Raw genomic sequence first — 19,376 nt, 5'->3', positions numbered from 1 at the left:
CACCTACACGGTCCGGGCCCGCGACGCCGCCGGGAACCTGTCCGGCGTCAGCAACTCCGTCACCGCCACCACCTCGGGCGGCACCGGCGCGCCCGGCCAGCCGGGCGCGGTGACCACCTCGGTCACGAACTCCAGCATCGCGCTGAGCTGGGGCGCCTCCAGCGGCACGGTGACCGGCTACCGCGTGTACGAGGGCGCGACGCAGCGGGCCCAGGTGACCGGCACCAGCGCCACCATCTCGGGGCTCGGCGCGTGCACGACGCACACGTACACGGTGCGGGCGTACAACTCGGCGGGCGAGTCGGCCGGCCGGGACGCCACCGCAACCACGACCGGCTGCGGCAACCCCACCAAGATGCCCGGCGCCCCCTACCTCTACATGGGCTGGGGCAACCCGCCGAACCCGGGCACGGTCATGGACGCGACCGGCGTGCGGTCGTTCACGATGGCGTTCATCCTGTCCAGCGGCGGCTGCACCCCGGCCTGGGACGGCAACCGCCCGCTGACCGGCGGCGCCGACCAGCAGGCGATCAACACGATCAAGTCGAAGGGCGGCAGCGTCCAGATCTCCTTCGGCGGCTGGTCCGGCAACAAGCTCGGCCCCAACTGCGCCACGCCGCAGGCGTTCGCGGGCGCGGTGCAGCAGGTCATCAACGCCGTCGGCCCGGCCGTCGTGGACTTCGACATCGAGAACACCGACGAGTTCGAGAACTACACCGTCCAGGACCGCATCCTGAACGGGCTCAAGATCGTCAAGCAGAACAACCCGAACGTCAAGATCGTCGTCACCTTCGGCACCTCCAGGACCGGCCCGAACAGCCACGGCATCCGGCTGATCAACCAGGCGAGGGCGCTGGCCGTGCCGATCGACAACTTCACGATCATGCCGTTCGACTTCGGCAGCGCCAACATCTACCAGGACACCGTCAACGCCTCCGAGGGCCTGAAGAACGCGCTGAAGAGCGCGTACGGCTGGACCGACGCCCAGGCGTACGCGCACATGGGCATCTCGGGCATGAACGGCCTGTCCGACCAGCAGGAGCTGACCACGCCGGCCACCTGGACCCAGATCCGCGACTGGGCGAACTCCAGGGGGCTGACCAGGCTGGCCTATTGGGCCGTCAACCGTGACCGCCCCTGCCCCGGCGGCGGCGTGACCTCGAACTGCAGCGGCATCGCCCAGGCCGACTGGGAGTTCACCCGCATCACCGCCGGATTCTGACCCGCCCAGCGGCCCGCCCTCCGGGAGGGCGGGCCGCAGTGAGGAACGCCCCCATGAGAATCCGAGCGGTCCTGCTCGCCGCCGCGCTGATCGCCCTGCACGCCACCCCGGCCTCGGCCGCGAACCTCCTGGCCAATCCCGGCTTCGAATCCGGCCTGAGCGGCTGGACGTGCCCCTCCGGGGCGCAGGCCGTGTCGTCCCCGGTGCACGGGGGCACGCGGGCGCTCCAGGCGACCCCGCAGGGCAGCGACCTCGCCCGCTGCCGGCAGGTCGTCACGGTCAGGCCGAGCACGACCTACCAGCTCTCCGCCTGGGTGCAGGGCGGTTACGTCTTCCTCGGCGCGACCGGCACCGGCGGCACCGACCCGCAGACCTGGGGCTCCCCGGGCGCGTCATGGACCCAGCTCAGGACGTCGTTCACCACCGGCGCCGCCACCACCTCCGTGACGATCCACCTCAACGGCTGGTACGGCCAGGGCGCCTACCTGGCCGACGACGTGGTGCTCGACGGCCCCGGCGGCACCCCCGACACCCAGGCCCCGACCGTGCCCGGCAACCTGTCCGCCGGCGGCGCCACCTCCTCCTCGCTGGCCCTGACCTGGTCGGCCGCGACCGACGACGTCGGCGTCACCCGCTACGAGGTCTCGCGCGACGGCGGCGCCCCGGTGGCCGTCACGGGCACGAGTCACCAGGCCACCGGCCTGACGGCGGCCACCACGTACCGCTTCCGGGTCCGCGCCTGTGACGCCGCGGGCAACTGCTCGGCCTACGGCCCCGAGGCGAGCGGCACCACGACGAGCGGCGGCGGGGGAGGCGGGCTGCCGAAGCGGGTGCTGGTGGGCTACCTGCACGCGTCGTTCGCCAACGGCTCTGGATATGTCCGGATGAGCGAGGTGCCCAACGAGTGGGACGTCATCAACCTCGCCTTCGGCGAGCCCACCTCGGTCACCTCGGGCGACATCCGGTTCCGCCAGTGCCCGGCCGCCGAGTGCCCCAACGTCGAGCCCGAGGCGGACTTCGTCGCCGCCATCCGCGCCAAGCAGGCACAGGGCAAGAAGGTGCTGATCTCGATCGGCGGCCAGAACGGCCAGGTGCAGCTCACGACCGCGGCGGCGCGCGACAAGTTCGTCGAGTCGGTCGCCGCGATCATCGACCGGTACGGCCTGGACGGCCTCGACATCGACTTCGAGGGCCACTCCCTCCACCTCGATCCCGGCGACACGAACCTGGCCGCCCCCACCACCCCGGTCGTCGTCAACCTCATCTCGGCGCTCAAGTCGCTCAAGAGCCGCTACGGGGCCAGCTTCACGCTGACCATGGCCCCCGAGACGTTCTTCGTCCAGCTCGGCTACCAGTTCTACGGCCCGGGGCCGAACGGCGCGGCCGACAGCAGGAGCGCCTCCTACCTGCCCGTCATCCACGCCATGCGCGACGACCTGACCCTGCTCCACGTGCAGGACTACAACTCGGGGCCGATCAAGGGCCTCGACGACCAGTACCACACGATGGGCGGGCACGACTTCCACGTGGCCATGACGGACATGCTGCTGGCCGGCTTCCCGATCATGGGCAACGCGGGGAACGTGTTCCCGCCGCTGCGCCAGGACCAGGTGGCCATCGGGTTGCCCGCCTCGCCCAACGCGGGCAACGGGTTCACGACCGTCGCGGAGGTGCAGAAGGCGTTCGACTGCCTGGCCAAGGGGACCAACTGCGGGACGTACCGGCCGCGCGGGGTCTACCCGAACCTGCGCGGCCTGATGACCTGGTCGATCAACTGGGACAGGTACAACGGGCACGAGTTCTCCCGGAGCCACCGGGCCTACCTGAACGGGCTCAGCTGAACCGGACGAGCTGGGTGGGCTTGACCGGCAGGCCCAGTCCCGGCGGCCGGTAGGTGGGCAGCGCCTCGCCGTACTCGTGCATCCAGGCGTGGTCCACCAGCAGCCGCATCCGCCCGGCCTGGCGGGCGCCGTCCGGCTCGGCCGGGCCGGTGCCCCCGGCCAGCCGGTTCACGGCGTCCGCCACCAGGTCGGGGTCGGGCGGCGACAGGTCACAGTGCTCGTCGGGCCCGATGAGCAGGTCCACGTCGGGCGGCAGCGGGTAGATCGGGCGCGGCAGGGCCAGCACGCGCGGCGGCGGCGCCATCGGCCAGCCGTCGCGCACCGCCTCCAGCAGCACCGAGCGCGTCGACCTGCGCGCGAACAGTCCGTCCGCCAGGGCCCAGCTCAGCGCGCCCACGTCCGAACGGTCCTCGCCGCAGGCGTGCAGGCACAGGTACGGCACCAGCGGGATCCCCGCCCCGCCCGCCTGCGCCCACCCGCCGCCGCACCCGGTCAGCACCAGCAGGGCCAGCATCGCCCGGTAGGCGGTGTCGGCGTGCGGGGTCTCCAGCCGCCCCGGCACGATCACGCACCGCCCGCCGGTCTTCTCGGCGGTCACCCCCAGCTCCCGCGCCGTCTTCAGCGCCCGCGACGCGGCCACCCCCGTGTACGCCTCCTGCCAGGCGGGCGTGTACGGCTCGCCCCGGTCCTCGTATCCCGACGGCCAGACCCCCGGCAGCCCGGGCCGCGCCACCCCGTAGACGGCCAGCAGCAGGTCGAACACGGTCGTCAGCAGCTCGTCGCCGTCGCGCAGCACGGGCACGCCGCGCCGCAGCACCCCGGTGCCGTCGTCGAAGCGCGGCAGGAGCACCTCCACCGACTCCCCGCCGTACACGCTGAGCCGCCCGCACGCCCCGTCCACCAGCCCGCCGGGCACGTACGCCGCCTCGCGCGGCCGCAGCCGCACCAGGAAGGGCAGGTCCGTGCGCTCCATGGCATGCCCGTCGAACGGCGTGCGGTCCAGGAAGAACTCCTTGAGCAGCACGTGCCCCATGGCCATGGCCAGCGCGCCGTCCGTGCCCGGCCGGACCACCAGCGTCTCGTCCGACAGCCGCGTCGGATGCGTGCCGATCGCGACCACCTTCTGCCCCTTGTACCGCCCGGCGATCACCCAGGGCGTGTCCGCCGTGCGGACGAGCCGGTTGTTCTCCCCCCACAGCAGCACGTACGCCGCCCGCGCCCAGTCGTCGGCCCCCGGACCGGCGAAGCAGGGCCCCAGCACCTGCTCGGGCGCGCACGGATGCTCGGTCAGCACCGCGCCCCCGAGCCCGCCGACCACCCGCGCCAGCGGCGAGGTGGCCAGCGCCGCCACCCGCTCGGCCCCGTGCTGGGTGGCGGTGTGCACGATGGCCGCCGCCGCCAGCTCCGCCGCCGTCCCGTCGTCCAGCGGCACCCGGCGCTCGCCCCGGGCGAGGCGATATTGCTGTGAGTTCCCTGTGAGTTTCGCCCAGGCCGCGACCGGGTCGCGCAACCCATCTCTCACCTCGAAGTAGAGCCTGACCAGTGCCTGGTTGACCTGCGATCCCCCCATGGAAAAAGTTCAACACAGACGGTGATGTCGTATCGGGATACGTGTCGGCATGTCGGGGATAAGAATTGGAAGCCCAGGTGGCAGCCGCCTCGATGTTGCGGCAGGCTAGAGGCCGCCATGGATTACGCAGTTCTCACGGGGATCGTCCTCGTCGCCGGTGTCGTGCTCGCTCTCGTCGCTCAATGGCGCGATTGGCGACCTCCTCTGATCGTCGCCATCCTCGTGGGTGTCGCCGTACGCGTGCTGATCATGTACACGTCGGCGATCGACACGTGGCAGCCCGTCGACTTCGTCGAGAGCTTCAAGCCCGCGGGCGAGGCCATCCTCCGGGGTGAGGACCCCGTGCTGGCCAGCGAGGGCGGCTGGCACTTCCTGCCGACCATCCCCTACGTCTACGGCATCCTGCTGTGGCTCGGCATCCCGTGGGAATACGCGGGGCGCCTGGTGACCGTGGTCGCCGACATCGTGCTCATCCCGCTGGTGGCCAAGCTGGCCGGCGGCCCCAAGGCGTCGCTGCGCGCCCTGCAGTACGCGCTCAACCCGCTCGCCGTGCTCATCGCCTGCGTCCATGGTCAGGTGGAGCCCGTCGCGCTGGTGTTCGGCGTGGCCGCGTTCGTGGTGGCGCGCGGCCCCGGCGACCCCGACCGGCCCGGTCTGGTCACCGACGTGGTGGGCAAATTCCGCAGGGGCGTCGCGGCCTACGGCGTGCGCGCCTCCATCCCGCGCGTGATCGGCCGTGGCGGCATGCTGCACCGGGCCCTGCTGCCCGGCCCCGGCGACTCGGCCGACCTCAGGCGCGGCGCGCTGACCGGGCTGCTCATGGGCCTGGCGCTGTGCGCGAAGAGCTGGCCGATCTGGCTGATCCCCGGCATGCTGCTGCTCCTGCCCAACCTGCGCTCCCGGGTGGCCGCGCTGTTCACCACCGGGCTGGTGCCGATCTTCTTCCTGGTGACGCTGCCGATCTTCGCGGGCACCTCGCTCGACCAGATCCCCGCGGTCATCCACACCATCCAGGACATCCGGCCCATCGTCGGCGAATACGGCTGGACTCCGTGGTTCACCGGCGGCGACTGGGCCCTGCGTCCCGACCTGGCCTCGTTCGGCACCAACCTCATCTACGTCAGCGTCATCGCCGTCATCCTCTACTGGCGGCGCGCCGACCCGATCGACATGACCACGGCGATCCTGCTCGTCTTCATGGTCATGACGCCCCGGCTCGGCGCCCAATACCTGCTGTGGTTCATGCCGTTCCTGGTCGCCCGGCCCACCCGGTTCGCCTGGCCGGCCATCCTGGCCGCCTCCTTCTGGGCGGGCTACGGCTACCTCTACATGACGCAGTTCGACGTCAACACGTGGTGGTTGCAACATTCGTACTGGTCGCGGGCGTCGATCGTGCTGCTGCCGATCCTCGCGCTGGCCATGCCGTGGGGCCGCCGCATCGCGACGGCCCCGCCCCTGGCCCGCACCGGCGGCCTGCCGGCGCCGACCAGGGTCAAGTCACCGGCATAGGCGCCCCCACAACGTGACCCACTGGTCCGGGTGCACGTGGCCCACGACGGTGTCGCGGGCCACGCCCGCCGCCGCCAGCGCGGCGTCCACGCCGTCGTAACGGGCCTTCAGCGACGCCCGCACCGACCCGCCCACCCCGCCGAAGCCCAGCTCGACCAGCTCCTGGTAGGAGCGGCGGTCGGGCACGAGCGGCGCCGGCCGGCGCTCCAGGCGCAGGATCGCCGAGTCGACGGACGGCACGGGACGGAAGCTCTCCCGGCCGATCGTGTCGCCCAGCCGCCAGCCGAACCACGGCCACGACTCCACCGTGACCAGGCTCCACCGGCCGTAGTCGCCGGAGCGCTTGCGGGCGTACTCCCGCTGCGTGAGCAGCGTCGCCGAGGTCAGGGCCGGCGCCCGCAGGCACCAGTCCACGATCTTCGACGTGACCGAGTAGGGGATGTTCCCCACGACCGCGAACGGCTCGCGCGGCGCCCGCGCGGCCGTGAAGTCGCCCCTGACGACGTCGATGCGGGGATCGTCGCGCGTGCGCGAGGCCAGCCGCCCGGCCAGCCGGGGGTCGATCTCGTAGCCGACGACCGTCGCGCCGGCCTCGGCCAGCGCCAGGGTGAGCGCGCCCTCTCCCGCGCCGGGCTCAAGCACGAGCCCCTCGGGAGCGGCGGCCTTGACCACCAGTGCGACGGCATGCCGGTCGACCAGGAAATTCTGCGACAGCTCACGCCGCGCCCGATCCACGGGCGTCCGGCCGCCGCCGCTGTTCCTGGCCTTCTTCTGGGTGTGTGAATAGTTTCCGTGCGCGAAATTCTGCGCCACAGCACTGCCCTTCCGGGTCCTCGAGATTGATCGGTCTCGAAGGGCCCTGGGCGCGCCTGCGGACGCTCAGCCTCAGGTCATCGCGTCCGCTGACGGGCCAGAGCCCGGCTGCGGCGGATGCGGATGAAAACCTGGCACGTGAACATGCATGACATGCGGGCCACTGTAGGTCGCGCTCGTCCGGGCGGGCAAAGCATTAAACCTGATGCGGATCCGACACCCGATCAAGCACTCTTGAACGGATGCAGGCAACGGTCACGGTCACCCCCGCACAGCTCCCCGAGCTGCTGCTGCACGTCGCCGTGGTCCGGCCCGTGTTCCTGTGGGGCGCGCCCGGCATCGGCAAGAGCTCGCTCGTCCGCGAGTTCGCCGCCTCGCTGGGGCTCGAATGCGTGACGCTGCTCGGCACCCAGCTCGCCCCCGAAGACCTGATCGGCGTGCCCGAGCTGGTCAACGGGCGCAGCCGGTTCGCCCCGCCCGAGTCGATCGCCAGGACCGAGCCCTACTGCCTGTTCCTCGACGAGCTCAACGCCTCCGCCCCCGAGGTGCAGAAGGCGTTCTACTCGCTGATCCTCGACCGCCGGATCGGCACGTACGAGCTGCCCGCCGGCTCCGTGGTGATCGGCGCGGGCAACCGGGCCACCGACAACGCGCTGGCCCGGCCGATGGCCTCCGCGCTGATCAACCGGCTGGTCCACGTCCACCTGCGCGCCTCCTCCGACGACTGGCTGAAGTGGGCGGCCGGCAACGGCATCCACCCGTGGATCATCGACTACCTGGTGCAGCGGCCCGACCACCTGTGGAGCCCGCCGCCGAAGACCGAGGAGCCGTTCTCCTCGCCCAGGGCCTGGCACATGCTGTCGGACGTGCTCACCTCCTACGGCGACGACGTGGCCGACGAGACCCTCGCGATGCTCGCGTTCGGCACGCTCTCCACCGCGCACGCCTCCGCCTTCCGCGCCTACGTCAAGACCGTGCGGCACGCGTACGACCTGGAGGCCGTGCTGAAGGGCGAGGCCCCCTGGCCGCGGCGGCCCGAGGAGCGCGACCTGCTCTACTTCCTGGCCGAGGCGTTCCGCGCCCGCCTGGTCAAGGAGCTGCCCGCCGACAAGCGCGGCGCCTCCGGCCGGGGTCGTGACCTGGGCTTCCGGGCCAAGACGCTGCTGGTCGAGCTGGCCGAGATCTCCCTCGAATGCGCCCAGCTCGTCATCGCCAACGGCGCCGACGGCGCGCCCGTCCTGCCCACCTGGTTCCTGGTGGAGGTGGGCAGGGACGTGCCGCGGCTGATGGCGGCCCGGTCATGAGCCGGTCATGAGCCGCAAGAAGGCCAAGGTCGATCCCTGGCGGGCCGAGGCCATGAACGGCTGGAACGCGGTCATCCGGCTGCCGCTGTTCGAGGTGTTCTCCAGCTCCCTCCAGGAGGCCGACGACGGCGAGCTGCCGAACGACACGTGGGCGATCGTCACCGAGGACGGCTACGTCCGCTTCCACACCAGGCGCCGTGCCCCCGCCGAGGAGTGGTCGTGGGTCTTCGCCACCTCCTGCTCCACCTGGGCTTCGGCCACGCCGACCCGCGGGCCTGCGCGCCCAAGGACATCGACGGTGACCGCCCGCACCCCGCCTACCACGCCGCCTGCTGCGTGGCGGTGGAGCGGTTCCTGCGCACGCTCAAGATCGGCCGCTGCCCCGCCCCGCTGCCCGCCGAGCTGCCGGAGAACGACGAGGTGACGCTGTCCGAGCAGTGGCGCCGGCTCAGCGTGCCCGAACGGTTCAAGCCGGTCGGTGAGCCCGACTTCCGCATCGGCTCCGCGAAGCTGGCCGAGCTCCTCGACTTCCAGCGCTCGTTCGCGATCGGCATCGCCGAGGCGGCCACCGCCGCGCTCGACCGGGCGGGCGAGCCGCGCACCCCCGTCGAGGGGCACGTCAAGGGGCCGTGGGACGTGGCGCTGCGCTGGTTCGCGTCGTCGTACCCGCTGCTCGGGGCGCTGGCCGCGGGCATGAGGATCGTTTCGGACGCGGAGCTGGCCCGGGGCTGGGACATCTCGATCGCCGCGGTCAGCGCCGAGGCCGGCGAGATCTACGTCAACCCGCTCGCCCAGCACTCCGAGCACGAATGGCGCTTCGTGCTGGCCCACGAGATGCTGCACGCCGCGCTGCGGCACGGCGAGCGGGTGGGCATGCGCGACCCGTACCTGTGGAACGTCGCCTGCGACTACGTGATCAACGGCTGGCTGGTCGAGATGGGCGTCGGCGAGATGCCCGAAGGGCTGCTGTTCGACCAGTCGCTCGCCGGCCTGTCCGCCGAGGCGGTCTACGACCGCATCGCCTCCGACCTGCGGCGGGTCAGGAAGCTGGCGACGCTGCGCGGCCGCGGCCTCGGCGACGTGCTGGACCGCCCGCCGCGCCGCGCCGGCGGCTACGTCGACCTCGACGACTACTACCGCAACGCCCTGTGCACCGGCCTGGCCTACCACCAGTCGAGCGGGCGCGGGCTGCTGCCCGCCGGGCTCGAACAGGAGATCCGCGCGCTCGACCAGCCCCCGCTGCCCTGGGACGCCCAGCTCGCGCGCTGGTTCGACGAGCACTTCCAGCCCGAGGAGAAGCGGCGCTCCTACGCCCGCGCCTCCCGCAGGCAGGCCTCCAGCCCCGGCATCCCGAGGCCCGGCTGGATGCGGCCGGAGGAGGTCGTGCGCAGGCCCACGTTCGGGGTGGTGCTGGACACCTCCGGCTCGATGGACGTGCGGCTGCTCGGCAAGGCCCTCGGCGCCATCGCCTCCTACGCCTCCGCCCGCGACGTGCCCCGCGCCCGCGTGGTCTTCTGCGACGCGATGGCCTACGACGCCGGCTACCTCCCGGTCGAGGAGATCGCCGGCAAGGTCAGGGTGCGCGGCCGCGGCGGCACGATCCTCCAGCCGGGCGTCCACCTGCTCGAACGCGCCGACGACTTCCCGCCCGACGGCCCCATCCTGCTGATCACCGACGGCATGTGCGACGTGCTGCGGATCCGCCGGGAGCACGCCTTCCTCATCCCGCAGGGCGCCTGGCTGCCGTTCCGCGCCCGCGGGCCGGTGTTCCACCTGAAATGACGCTTTGAGCTGGCATTGAACTGGCTCGGGTAGACCTTTGGGTATGGACCGACCGGCCAGGGTGCTCGTCGTGGACGACGAGCCGAACATCCGCGCCCTGCTCTCCCAGACGCTGCGACTGGTTTCCTTCGAGGTCAGGACCGCGGAGACGGGCGCGGAGGCGGTGACGGCCGCCAGGGAGTTCAAGCCCGACATCGTGGTGCTCGACGTGATGCTGGAGGACTTCGACGGGTTCGAGGTCGCCCGGCGGCTCGGCGAGCGCATCCCCGTGCTGTTCCTGACCGCCCGAGACCGCGTCGAGGACCGCGTGCAGGGCCTCACGCTGGGCGCCGACGACTACGTGGCCAAGCCGTTCAGCCTGGAGGAGGTCGTCCTGCGCATCCGCGCCATCCTGCGCCGCAGCCGCACCGAGCGCCAGGACGACGTCCTGCGCTACGCCGACCTGGAGCTGGACCCGCAGGCCCACGAGGTACGCCGGGCCGGGGTGCCGGTGGACCTGTCGCCCACCGAGTTCAACCTCCTCGAATACCTGCTGGCCAACGCCGGCCGGGTGGTGAGCAAGGCGCAGATCCTCGACAGCGTCTGGCGCTACGACTTCGACGGCGACTCCAGCATCGTCGAGTCGTACGTCTACTACCTGCGCAAGAAGATCGACAAGTACGAGCCGCAGCTCATCCACACCGTGCGCGGCGTCGGCTACACCCTGAGGATCCCGCGGTGAGGCCCGCCAACTGGACCCTGCGCACCCGCCTGGTGATGGCCGTGCTCGGGCTGGCCACGCTCGGGCTCGTGCTGTCCAACCTCGTCGGCATCGCGCTGCTGCGCGACAACATGATGGGCCGCGTGGACAAGCAGCTCAACCAGATCATCAAGACCGCCAACGTGAAGACCTTCCAGGCGCTCACGAAGATGCCGACCGTGGCGAACGACCTCAGCGAGATCCTGGCCAAGCGCGTCTCCGCGGTCCAGCAGATCATGATCTTCGGCGCCGACGGCACGCTGCAGTTCCGCAGCTCCAAGGACGGCTCCCAGCCCGGCCCCGTCATCGACGAGGACGAGATCGAGATCGGCGTCAACTACACCGTGCCCGGCACCAGCGGCCCCGCGTGGCGGGTCCGGGCCGCGGCGCTGCCCAACGGCGGCACGTGGGTGTTCGCCCAGTCACTGGCCGAGGTGGAGCAGACCGAGACCTCGGCCATCGCCATCGCCGTCGCGGTCAGCGCGTTCGTGCTGCTCCTGCTCGGCCTGGCCGCCGACGCCGTCGTACGCCTCGGGCTGCGGCCCCTGACCAGGATGGAGAGCACGGCCGGGCACATCGCCCGCGGCGACTTCGCCCGCCGCGTCCACGCCCACGACCCGCACACCGAGCCGGGCCGCCTGGCCACGGCCATGAACGTCATGCTCGACCGCCTCCAGTCCGAGATCGCCGCCAGGACCGAGTCCGAGGCCCGCATGCGGCGCTTCCTCGCCGACGCCTCCCACGAGCTGCGCACCCCGCTCACTTCCGTACGCGGCTTCGCCGAGCTGCACCGCAGGGGCGGCGGCGACACCGACGAGGCCATGCGCAGGATCGAGGACGAGGCCGCCAGGATGGGCGTGCTCGTCAACGACCTGCTCACCCTCGCCCAGCTCGACGAGGAGCGCCCGCTCGACCGCGGCTCCGTGGACCTGCTGGAGGTGGCCGCCGACACGATCCGCGACGCCCGCGTACGCGTGCCCGGCCGGCAGGTCAGGCTGGCGGGATACGGCGGCAGGCTCGTGCCCGTCTCCGTCGTGGGCGACGAGGCCCGCCTGCGCCAGGTGGCCGCGAACCTCGTCGGCAACGCGCTCTGCCACACGCCGCCCGACGCCGACGTCACCGTCAGGGTGGGCAGGTCGGGCAGCTCGGCCGTCCTGGAGGTGGCCGACACCGGTCCCGGCGTGCCGCCCGAGCACGTGCCGCGCCTGTTCGACCGCCTCTACCGCGTCAGCCAGGGCAGATCCAGGGCCGACGGCGGGGCCGGGCTCGGCCTGGCCATCGTCTCCGCCATCGTCCGCGCCCACGGCGGCCGGGTCGAGCTGGACACCGGGCCGGGACGGGGCGCCGCCTTCCGCGTACTTCTACCTGGCTATGAGGCGGCTCCCAGCTCGCATTGAACCGCGCTCGGCACATTCGGGGCATGACACGGACACTCATCACCACCATGCTCCTGGCCGCCGCGCTGACGGCCGGATGCGGCGGCGAGCCGGCCGGCACCGGAGTCGCCTCCATCGCCACCGGCTCGGCCCAGCCCACCGCCGGCGCCACGCCCACCGGCACCACCGACCCGCAGGAGCAGGGCAGGCGGTGGGCCAAGTGCATGCGCGAGCACGGCGTGCCCGTGGAGGATCCCGACCCGAACGGCGGCGGCGGCCTGAACGCGCTCGTCCAGCAGGCCGACAAGGGCAAGGTCCAGGACGCCGTCAAGGCCTGCCGCGAGCTCGCGCCGTTCAAGGACCGCGGGGAGCTCAAGCCCGAGGACATCGAGCAGCTCCGCCAGTTCGCCAAGTGCATGCGGGAGAACGGCGTGAACATGCCCGACCCCAACCCCGACGGCACCTTCGGCGGTGACGGCGCCGCGGGCGACATCAAGCGCGACAGCCCCAAGTTCCAGAAGGCGTTCGAGGTCTGCCGCGACAAGTTCCCCAAGATGGGAGCGGCCAAGTGACGAAGGTCGAGGAGACCCGGCTCGCCCCCCGCGCCCTGCCCCCACGACGGCGCAGCCCGGTCCGGGTCCTGGCCTGGGCGGGCGGCGCCGCGCTGCTCGCCGCCGCCGTCGCGGCCGCCGCCATCGGCTTCGGCGGCGACGGCACCGGTACGGCCGTCGCCGGCCGGACACCCCCCGCCACCGCCAAGGTGACCCGCACGACGCTCACCGAGACCAAGACCGTGGACGGCACCCTCGGCTACGGGTCGGCCGTCGCGGTCACCGGCAAGTCCCAGGGCACGATCACCTGGCTGCCCGCCGAAGGCTCCACCATCACCAGGGGCCACGCCGTCTACAGCGCGGACGCCGACCGCCGCCCCCTCCTGTACGGCACCATGCCCCTCTACCGGACCCTGCGGGACGGCGTCGAGGGCAAGGACGTCGAGCTGCTCGAACGCAACCTGGACAAGCTCGGCTACACCGGCTTCGACGTGGACGACGAGTTCACCTGGGCCACCAGGGAGGCGGTCGAGGACTGGCAGGAGGACCTCGGCCTCGACGTCACCGGCGAGGTACAGCCCGACGACGTCGTCGTGGCCGACGGCCGCATCCGGGTCGCCGAGCTGAAGAAGGCGCTCGGCGACCCGGCCAGCGGACAGGTCCTCACCGCCACCGGCACCACCCGCGAGGTCCTCGTCGCCCTCGACGTGGCCGACGAGCACCTGGTCAGGAAGGGTATGCAGGCCACCGTGGAGCTGCCCGACGGCACCACCGTCAAGGGCAAGGTCACGAGCGTGGGCAAGGTCGCCACCGAGACCACCAGCGGCAACGACACCGTCACCACCGTCGAGGTCAGGGTGTCGGTGAGCGGGCTGAAGAAGTCGTACGACGCCGCCCCGGTGGACGTCACCATCGTCTCCGAGCAGCGCGAGAACGTCCTGGCCGTCCCGGTCGGAGCGCTGGTCGCGCTCTCCGAGGGCGGTTACGGCGTGCAGGTCGTGGAGGGCTCGGCCACCCGCTACGCCGCGGTCGAGACCGGCATGTTCGCCGACGGCAAGGTCGAGGTCGAAGGGGTGCAGGAAGGCATGACCGTGGCGGTGCCCAAGTGATCGTCGAACTGCACGACGTCAGCAAGGAGTACGGCGACGTCGCCGCGCTGCGCGGAGTCTCGCTGGGCATCGACCACGGCGAGCTCGTCGGCATCGTGGGCCCGTCCGGCTCGGGCAAGTCGACCATGCTCAACATGATCGGCACCCTCGACCGTCCGTCCGGCGGCACCGTCCGCATCGCCGGGCATGACGTGCTCACCCTCACCGACCGGCAGCTGTCCACCCTGCGGGCGAACGTCATCGGCTTCGTCTTCCAGCAGTTCCACCTGGCCGCCGGCGTTCCCGTGCTGGACAACGTGGCCGACGGGCTGCTGTACGCGGGACCGGCGCTGCGCGAGCGGCGGCTGCGGGCGTACGACGCCCTGGAACGGGTGGGGCTCGGGCACCGGCTCGGCCACCGCCCGCACGAGCTGTCCGGCGGCGAGCGGCAGCGCGTCGCCATCGCCCGCGCCGTCGTCGGCGACCCGCGCCTGCTGCTGGCCGACGAGCCGACCGGCAACCTCGACTCCCGCTCCGGAGCCGGCGTGATGGAGCTGCTGCGCGAGCTCAACGCGGGCGGCACCACCGTGGTCGTCATCACCCACGACCGCGACATCGCCGCCTCGCTGCCCCGGCAGGTGGAGATGCTCGACGGCCGGGTCGTGCCGGAGGCGCGCATGGGAGCCCTGGACGGAGCACGCAGATGACCGCCCTCACATCCGCTCGCCTGCGGCCCCGCGACGTGATCAGGGTCGGCGGGTCCGGCCTGCGCGCCCGGCCGCTGCGCGTGTTCCTGTCGGCGCTCGGGATCGCCATCGGCATCGCCGCCATGCTCGGCGTCGTCGGCATCTCCGCCTCCAGCCAGGAGGACCTCAACCGGCAGCTCGAAGCGCTCGGCACGAACCTGCTCACCGTGTCGCCCGGCCAGAGCCTGTTCGGCGAGGCGTCCCACCTGCCCGCCGAGTCGGAGGGCATGATCGACCAGATCGCCCCCGTCACCGCGGTCACCGCGACCGGCACCACGCCGGCCAAGGTCTACCGCAACGACCACGTCCCCGAGGCCGAGACCGGCAGCATCTCCGTCACCGCCGCCCGCCTCGACCTGCTCGACGACGTCGGCGCCGGCGTCGTCAGCGGCGCCTGGCTGAACGAGGCCACCCACCGCTACCCCGCCACCGTCCTCGGCGCCAAGGCGGCCGACCGGCTCGGCGTCGTCCAGGCCGGCCCCGACCAGCGGGTCTGGCTCGGCGGGCAGTGGTTCACCGTCGTCGGCGTGCTCGCCCCCGCGCCGCTGGCCCCCGAGGTCGACACGGCCGCCCTCGTCGGCTGGCCGGTCGCGGAGGAGCGGCTCGGCTTCGACGGGTACGCGACCACGATCTACGCCAGGGCGCAGGAGGCGTTCGTCGTCGAGGTACGCGACGTGCTCGCCGCCACCGCCAACCCGGAGAAGCCCAACGAGGTCGAGGTCTCCAGACCCTCCGACGTGCTGGCCGCCAAGCAGGCCACCGACGCCACCCTGAACGCCCTCCTGCTCGGCCTCGGCGGTGTCGCGCTGCTGGTCGGCGGCGTGGGCGTGGCCAACACGATGGTCATCTCGGTCCTGGAGCGCCGCGCCGAGATCGGCCTGCGACGCTCCCTGGGCGCCACGCGCGGGCAGATCCGGCTGCAGTTCCTGGCCGAGTCGCTGCTGCTGTCGGCGATCGGCGGGGTCGGGGGCGTGCTGCTCGGCATCGGCGTCACGGGCGCGTACGCGGGCTTCCAGAGCTGGCCCGCGATCGTACCGGTCTGGGCCATGCTGGGCGGCGTCCTCGCCACGCTCGTCATCGGCGGCGTCGCCGGCTTCTACCCGGCGGTCCGCGCGGCCAGGATGTCCCCCACGGAGGCGCTGGCCGCCCCCTGAACACGTCCGATTATTGCAAGAGGACGGCACGGCGCCAGGGGTAGCTTCGCATCCATAACCGGTTTCCCGCTCACGGAAGGAGCTCGCCGAGATGGACGTACTCGATCGGGCGGAGCAGTACCTGCTACTCCACGGGAGGCTGATCGACCGGCTGCGGTTCGAGGCGCTGTTCCGGGACGGCTCCCGCGAGCGCGTGCTCGGCGCGCTGCGCTGCTACCAGAACGCCGACGGCGGGTTCGGCAACGCGCTGGAGCCCGACCTGCGCGGCGCGGGCAGCCAGCCGGAGCCGGTCGAGGTGGCGTTCTGGATCCTGGACGAGCTGGACGCGTTCGACTCGCCCATGGTGCCGGCCGCCTGCGACTACCTCGCCTCCATCACCACCCCGGACGGGGGTGTGCCATGGGTCCTGCCCTCCGTCATGACCACGCCGCGCGCGCCGTGGTGGCAGACGGACGACGACCCACCCGGTCACCTCGTACCGACCGCCGCCATCGCCGGGCTGCTGCACAAGCACGGGGTCACGCATCCCTGGCTCGCCACCGCCACGGACTTCTGCTGGTCGCGGCTGGCCACCCTGACGGAGCCCGGAGCATACGACGCCCAGGCGGCGGTGACGTTCCTGGAGCTGGTGCCGGACCGGGAGCGCGCGGAGGCGGAGTTCGCCCGGCTGCGCGACGCCCTGCTCACCACGGTCGCCCTCGACCCGGAGGCGACCGGCCACGTCCACTTCCCGCTCGACTTCGCGTCGGAGCCGTCCCGGCTGCCCCTGTTCACGCAGGACGTCCTGGACACGCACCTTGACGCGCTGCTCGCCGCGCAGTCCCCCGAGGGGGGTTGGAGCGCCAATTGGTCGATGTGGACGCCGCTGGTCGAGCACGAATGGGGCAGCCACCTCACCGTTCACCGCCTCAAGACCCTGCGCGCGTACGGGCGGCTGCCGGGCTGACGCCGTTCTGTCGGCGGGGTCGCGTACGTTGGAGGCATGTACGAGGAACGGCCCCCGGGGCCCGGCCTCGCCGACCGCGTCGCCTGCGGGTGGCACCGGAGCAGTGAGGTGGCCTTCACCCAGCTCGTGGTGCCCGATGCCTGCGTGGACCTCGTCTGGGGGGCGTCCGGCCTGTTCGTGGCCGGTCCCGACACCGGGCCCATGCCCGCGACCATCGGGGCGGGCGAGACGATGGCGGGGGTGCGCTTCAAGCCCGGCGCGGTGGGCGACTTCCTCGGCGTGCCGCTCCAGGAGCTCCGCGACCAGCGCGTTTCCCTGGCGGACCTGCCTGGCGGGGAGGCCCTCGTGTCCGAGCTCACGGATCACCCGCTACCGTCACCTGCGCTCGCGGCCGAGGCGTTGCCCGCGGCCTGGCTGGAGGAGCCGGGCGTCGCGGCCGGCTCTGGCCTCGCCGGTGAGCCGCGGGCCGCCGCTGGGCTGCGTCACGCCGCCGAGCTGGAGGCCGCTTCTGAACGGCGTCCAGCCCTTGACCCGAGCGCCACCGCCGCCCGCCGCCACGCCGCCGACCTGCACCTCGCTACCGACCGCCGCCTCGCCGCCGAACTGCGCCTCGCCGCTGAAGCGCGCCTGGCGGCCGACCTGCGCCTCGCCGGCGACCGGCGCCCCGCTGCCGGGCAGCGGGGCGCCGTTGAGCGGTCGCTCGCTGCGGAACGACGTCCCGACGTTGAGCGGTCGCTCGCGGTGGAGCGGCGCCTTGCCGTCGAACGGTCGCTCACTGCGGAGCGGCGCCCCTCTGCGGAGCCGTCGCCCGCTGTGGAGCGGCGTCTCGCTGCGGAGCGGCAGGCCGCCGGCGCTCGCCTCGCTGCCGAACCGAGTGCCGGCGGCGCCGGCGACCCGAGCGTCGGCGCCTCTGTCGCGCCGCGCGTCGCGGAGGCCGAGGCACGCCTCCGTGCCCTGCTCGCCGCGGTCAGACGCCGCCTGGTCACCAGCCCCGCGACCAGCCCCGCGACCAGCCCCGCGACCAGCTCGGCCACCGGCTTGGCGACCGGCTTGGCGACCGGCTTGGCGACCGGCTTGGTGACCGGCTCGGTGGCCCGCTTCGCGAGTCCCGTCGATCCCGCCGCCCCAGCCATCGCCGCGGCTCTGAGCAAGGGCCGGACGGTGGCCGAAGTGGCCTGGGACCTCGGCTTCAGCGAGCGCCAACTGCAGCGCCGCAGCGTGATGTCGTTCGGCTACGCGCCCAAGACCCTCCAGCGCATCGTCCGCTTCCAGCACGCGCTCCGGCTGGCCCGCGCGGGCGTGCCGCTGGCGGAGGTGGCGGTCATGGCCGGCTACACCGACCAGGCCCACCTCGCGAACGACGTCAAACGCCTGAGCGGGGTGTCGATGAGCCGCCTCGTCTCACCTGTCCGGCAGCCTGCCTGACACGAGTGCCTGCACCCACTTGGCGCTCGGATCGCTGTCGATCAGCAGCGCCCGCGTCAGCAGGCTCAGCGGAATGGCGAGAATCGCGCCGAGCGGCCCCAGCACGAAAGTCCAGACGATCAGCGAGATGAACGTCATCGTCGTGGAGAGCCCCACGGCGTCTCCCAGGAATTTCGGCAGAATGAACGACTGGGTGACGACATTGATGACGATATAAGCGGCGATGACGAGCAACATTGTCTGCACCCCGCCGTCCAGCAGGGCGAGCATGGCCGGCGGCAGCAGGCTGATGACGAATCCGATGTTGGGGATGTAATTGGCGATGAGCGCGAGCACGCCCCAGAGCAGCGGCAGCGGCACGTCCAGCAACTCCAGGGCGATCACGTCGAGGATCGCGTTGATCAGCCCGAAGACGGTCGAAACAATCAGATAACGCCGAGTTTTGTACCCGAACGTGGCCAGCGCCGTCACCAGTTGCGGCCGGCCGCCCTCGCCGGAGGTGAGGATTTTCGCGGTCCGCGGCGCGTCGAGCGACATCGCCAGCAACAACACGACAACGAGAAAGAGCGCGGAAAGAACGCCGATCAAACTGCCCAGCAGACTCTGTGCCAGTCCGAGCACCCGTCCCGGGTCGAACGCCTCCAGCCCCTTGTTGAGCACCTCGTTGCTGAGACCGTGCGTGGTGGCCCAGTGCTGGGCGTCGGTGAGCAGTTGCTCGAACTGCGCGGTGTACGTGGGCAGCAGCAGGGCGAGCTGCGTGACCGAGATGGTCAGGATGGCGACCATGCCGAGCAGCACGAGCAGGACGATGAGGAACGGCACGGCGACCTGCAGCCAGATCGGGGCCCGCCAGTCGTGGAGCCGGCCGCGTACGGGGGAGACGGCGATGACGAGCACGAGGGCCAGCACGACGGGGCCGGCGATGGAGGCGACCTCGCGGATCCCGAAAAGCACGACCACCCCGGCGGCGATGCCCACCAGGATGATGAGCGCCCGGGGCACGGATTGATCTCGCACGTCCCCGTACCTACCCGTGCGGGGAGGGCGAACCGTCGATTTGACGGTTCCGGGAGGCGTACATAGAGTTCACCAGTCCCACGAGGAAGACGTTGATCGTCGGCCTCACTCGGGGACACCTCCTGACACCACCGCTTCGGTGAGGCGTGCGCGTCCACTCGGATCGGCTGGTAAGTTAGAGGGGTTGTCTCCGAAAGGGGGCGCGGCTTAATTTCTGCAGGTCGAGCGGGTCCGGTCAATTTGACAGGGACTTGAACGGCTGAAAGAATTAAGACACAACGAACGAAGCACAA

General features: G+C 72.0%; 17 protein-coding genes. 13 read left to right on the top strand and 4 right to left on the bottom strand.

The features are described 5' to 3' along the window. Positions 1 to 1,222: fibronectin type III domain-containing protein (locus tag ACTWPW_RS57505; protein ID WP_443174042.1), on the top strand; the 1,222-nt coding region annotated here is incomplete at its 5' end. Positions 1,223 to 1,275: 53 nt separating this feature from the next. After that, positions 1,276 to 3,063, top strand: coding sequence for a chitinase (locus tag ACTWPW_RS57500; RefSeq protein WP_443174041.1), 1,788 nt, complete (start codon positions 1,276 to 1,278; stop codon positions 3,061 to 3,063). On the opposite strand, the gene ACTWPW_RS57495 is transcribed toward ACTWPW_RS57500, so the two are convergent. Further along, positions 3,056 to 4,633 (bottom strand): molybdopterin-dependent oxidoreductase, encoded by a 1,578-nt coding sequence (locus ACTWPW_RS57495; RefSeq protein ID WP_375115112.1) that lies wholly within the window; start codon positions 4,631 to 4,633, stop codon positions 3,056 to 3,058. The two genes, ACTWPW_RS57500 and ACTWPW_RS57495, sit on opposite strands and share 8 nt — an antisense overlap. A 117-nt stretch (positions 4,634 to 4,750) precedes the next feature. Between ACTWPW_RS57495 and ACTWPW_RS57490 the strand changes: the two genes are divergently transcribed. Continuing rightward, the gene (locus tag ACTWPW_RS57490) at positions 4,751 to 6,142 is read left to right on the top strand and encodes a hypothetical protein (RefSeq protein ID WP_443174040.1); all 1,392 of its coding nucleotides are present in this window, start codon (positions 4,751 to 4,753) and stop codon (positions 6,140 to 6,142) included. Here ACTWPW_RS57490 and erm read toward each other — a convergent pair. Beyond that, positions 6,131 to 6,877, bottom strand: coding sequence for an ErmE/ErmH/ErmO/ErmR family 23S rRNA (adenine(2058)-N(6))-methyltransferase (gene erm / locus ACTWPW_RS57485; RefSeq protein WP_375115128.1), 747 nt, complete (start codon positions 6,875 to 6,877; stop codon positions 6,131 to 6,133). The genes ACTWPW_RS57490 and erm overlap by 12 nt on opposite strands. Positions 6,878 to 7,197: 320 nt before the next feature. Here erm and ACTWPW_RS57480 point away from each other — a divergent pair, with 320 nt between their 5' ends. After that, positions 7,198 to 8,259, top strand: a complete 1,062-nt coding sequence (locus ACTWPW_RS57480; protein ID WP_375115114.1) for an AAA family ATPase — start codon at positions 7,198 to 7,200, stop codon at positions 8,257 to 8,259. On the opposite strand, the gene ACTWPW_RS57475 is transcribed toward ACTWPW_RS57480, so the two are convergent. Continuing rightward, positions 8,254 to 8,421, bottom strand: a complete 168-nt coding sequence (locus tag ACTWPW_RS57475) for a hypothetical protein (RefSeq protein WP_443174039.1) — start codon at positions 8,419 to 8,421, stop codon at positions 8,254 to 8,256. The genes ACTWPW_RS57480 and ACTWPW_RS57475 overlap by 6 nt on opposite strands. A 57-nt stretch (positions 8,422 to 8,478) precedes the next feature. On the opposite strand from ACTWPW_RS57475, the gene ACTWPW_RS57470 reads away from it, so the two are divergent. The 9 genes from ACTWPW_RS57470 (at position 8,479) to ACTWPW_RS57430 (ending at position 18,066) form a co-directional block, all read left to right on the top strand. Then, entirely contained in the window at positions 8,479 to 10,041 is a 1,563-nt protein-coding gene (locus tag ACTWPW_RS57470) for a vWA domain-containing protein (RefSeq protein ID WP_443174038.1), read from the top strand. Positions 10,042 to 10,084: 43 nt separating this feature from the next. Continuing rightward, positions 10,085 to 10,762, top strand: a complete 678-nt coding sequence (locus ACTWPW_RS57465; RefSeq protein WP_364127102.1) for a response regulator transcription factor — start codon at positions 10,085 to 10,087, stop codon at positions 10,760 to 10,762. Further along, entirely contained in the window at positions 10,759 to 12,177 is a 1,419-nt protein-coding gene (locus tag ACTWPW_RS57460) for a sensor histidine kinase (protein WP_375115116.1), read from the top strand. The genes ACTWPW_RS57465 and ACTWPW_RS57460 overlap by 4 nt, the downstream gene beginning before the upstream one ends. Positions 12,178 to 12,200: 23 nt before the next feature. After that, positions 12,201 to 12,728: a hypothetical protein gene (locus ACTWPW_RS57455; protein WP_443174037.1), complete on the top strand. Its 528-nt coding sequence runs from the start codon at positions 12,201 to 12,203 to the stop codon at positions 12,726 to 12,728. Further along, positions 12,725 to 13,816 (top strand): peptidoglycan-binding protein, encoded by a 1,092-nt coding sequence (locus tag ACTWPW_RS57450; RefSeq protein ID WP_375115118.1) that lies wholly within the window; start codon positions 12,725 to 12,727, stop codon positions 13,814 to 13,816. The genes ACTWPW_RS57455 and ACTWPW_RS57450 overlap by 4 nt, the downstream gene beginning before the upstream one ends. Beyond that, positions 13,816 to 14,502, top strand: a complete 687-nt coding sequence (locus tag ACTWPW_RS57445) for an ABC transporter ATP-binding protein (RefSeq protein WP_443174043.1) — start codon at positions 13,816 to 13,818, stop codon at positions 14,500 to 14,502. The genes ACTWPW_RS57450 and ACTWPW_RS57445 overlap by 1 nt, the downstream gene beginning before the upstream one ends. Continuing rightward, positions 14,499 to 15,695 (top strand): ABC transporter permease, encoded by a 1,197-nt coding sequence (locus tag ACTWPW_RS57440; protein WP_443174036.1) that lies wholly within the window; start codon positions 14,499 to 14,501, stop codon positions 15,693 to 15,695. The genes ACTWPW_RS57445 and ACTWPW_RS57440 overlap by 4 nt, the downstream gene beginning before the upstream one ends. Positions 15,696 to 15,786: 91 nt before the next feature. After that, positions 15,787 to 16,641 (top strand): hypothetical protein, encoded by an 855-nt coding sequence (locus ACTWPW_RS57435; protein WP_443174035.1) that lies wholly within the window; start codon positions 15,787 to 15,789, stop codon positions 16,639 to 16,641. A gap of 36 nt (positions 16,642 to 16,677) precedes the next feature. After that, positions 16,678 to 18,066 carry a DUF6597 domain-containing transcriptional factor gene (locus tag ACTWPW_RS57430; RefSeq protein ID WP_443174034.1) on the top strand — a complete coding sequence of 463 codons (1,389 nt, stop codon included), beginning with the start codon at positions 16,678 to 16,680 and terminating at the stop codon, positions 18,064 to 18,066. Here the strand turns inward: ACTWPW_RS57430 and ACTWPW_RS57425 are convergent. Further along, complete coding sequence (locus ACTWPW_RS57425; RefSeq protein WP_443174033.1) at positions 18,043 to 19,044, bottom strand: AI-2E family transporter; 1,002 nt, start codon at positions 19,042 to 19,044, stop codon at positions 18,043 to 18,045. The two genes, ACTWPW_RS57430 and ACTWPW_RS57425, sit on opposite strands and share 24 nt — an antisense overlap. Positions 19,045 to 19,376: the final 332 nt, after the last annotated feature.

The organism is Nonomuraea sp. KM90 (genome assembly GCF_052246675.1).
Taxonomy (GTDB): domain Bacteria; phylum Actinomycetota; class Actinomycetes; order Streptosporangiales; family Streptosporangiaceae; genus Nonomuraea.
This window is presented reverse-complemented; position numbering and strand designations above follow the sequence as displayed.

Excerpts from the sequence above, each read along its gene's own strand:
- ACTWPW_RS57500 (WP_443174041.1), top strand. The coding sequence starts at position 1,276 with ATGAGAATCCGAGCGGTCCTGCTCGCCGCCGCGCTGATCGCCCTGCAC.
- ACTWPW_RS57495 (WP_375115112.1), bottom strand. The coding sequence starts at position 4,633 with ATGGGGGGATCGCAGGTCAACCAGGCACTGGTCAGGCTCTACTTCGAG.
- ACTWPW_RS57490 (WP_443174040.1), top strand. The coding sequence starts at position 4,751 with ATGGATTACGCAGTTCTCACGGGGATCGTCCTCGTCGCCGGTGTCGTG.
- ACTWPW_RS57480 (WP_375115114.1), top strand. The coding sequence starts at position 7,198 with ATGCAGGCAACGGTCACGGTCACCCCCGCACAGCTCCCCGAGCTGCTG.
- ACTWPW_RS57465 (WP_364127102.1), top strand. The coding sequence starts at position 10,085 with ATGGACCGACCGGCCAGGGTGCTCGTCGTGGACGACGAGCCGAACATC.
- ACTWPW_RS57455 (WP_443174037.1), top strand. The coding sequence starts at position 12,201 with ATGACACGGACACTCATCACCACCATGCTCCTGGCCGCCGCGCTGACG.
- ACTWPW_RS57440 (WP_443174036.1), top strand. The coding sequence starts at position 14,499 with ATGACCGCCCTCACATCCGCTCGCCTGCGGCCCCGCGACGTGATCAGG.
- ACTWPW_RS57435 (WP_443174035.1), top strand. The coding sequence starts at position 15,787 with ATGGACGTACTCGATCGGGCGGAGCAGTACCTGCTACTCCACGGGAGG.
- ACTWPW_RS57430 (WP_443174034.1), top strand. The coding sequence starts at position 16,678 with ATGTACGAGGAACGGCCCCCGGGGCCCGGCCTCGCCGACCGCGTCGCC.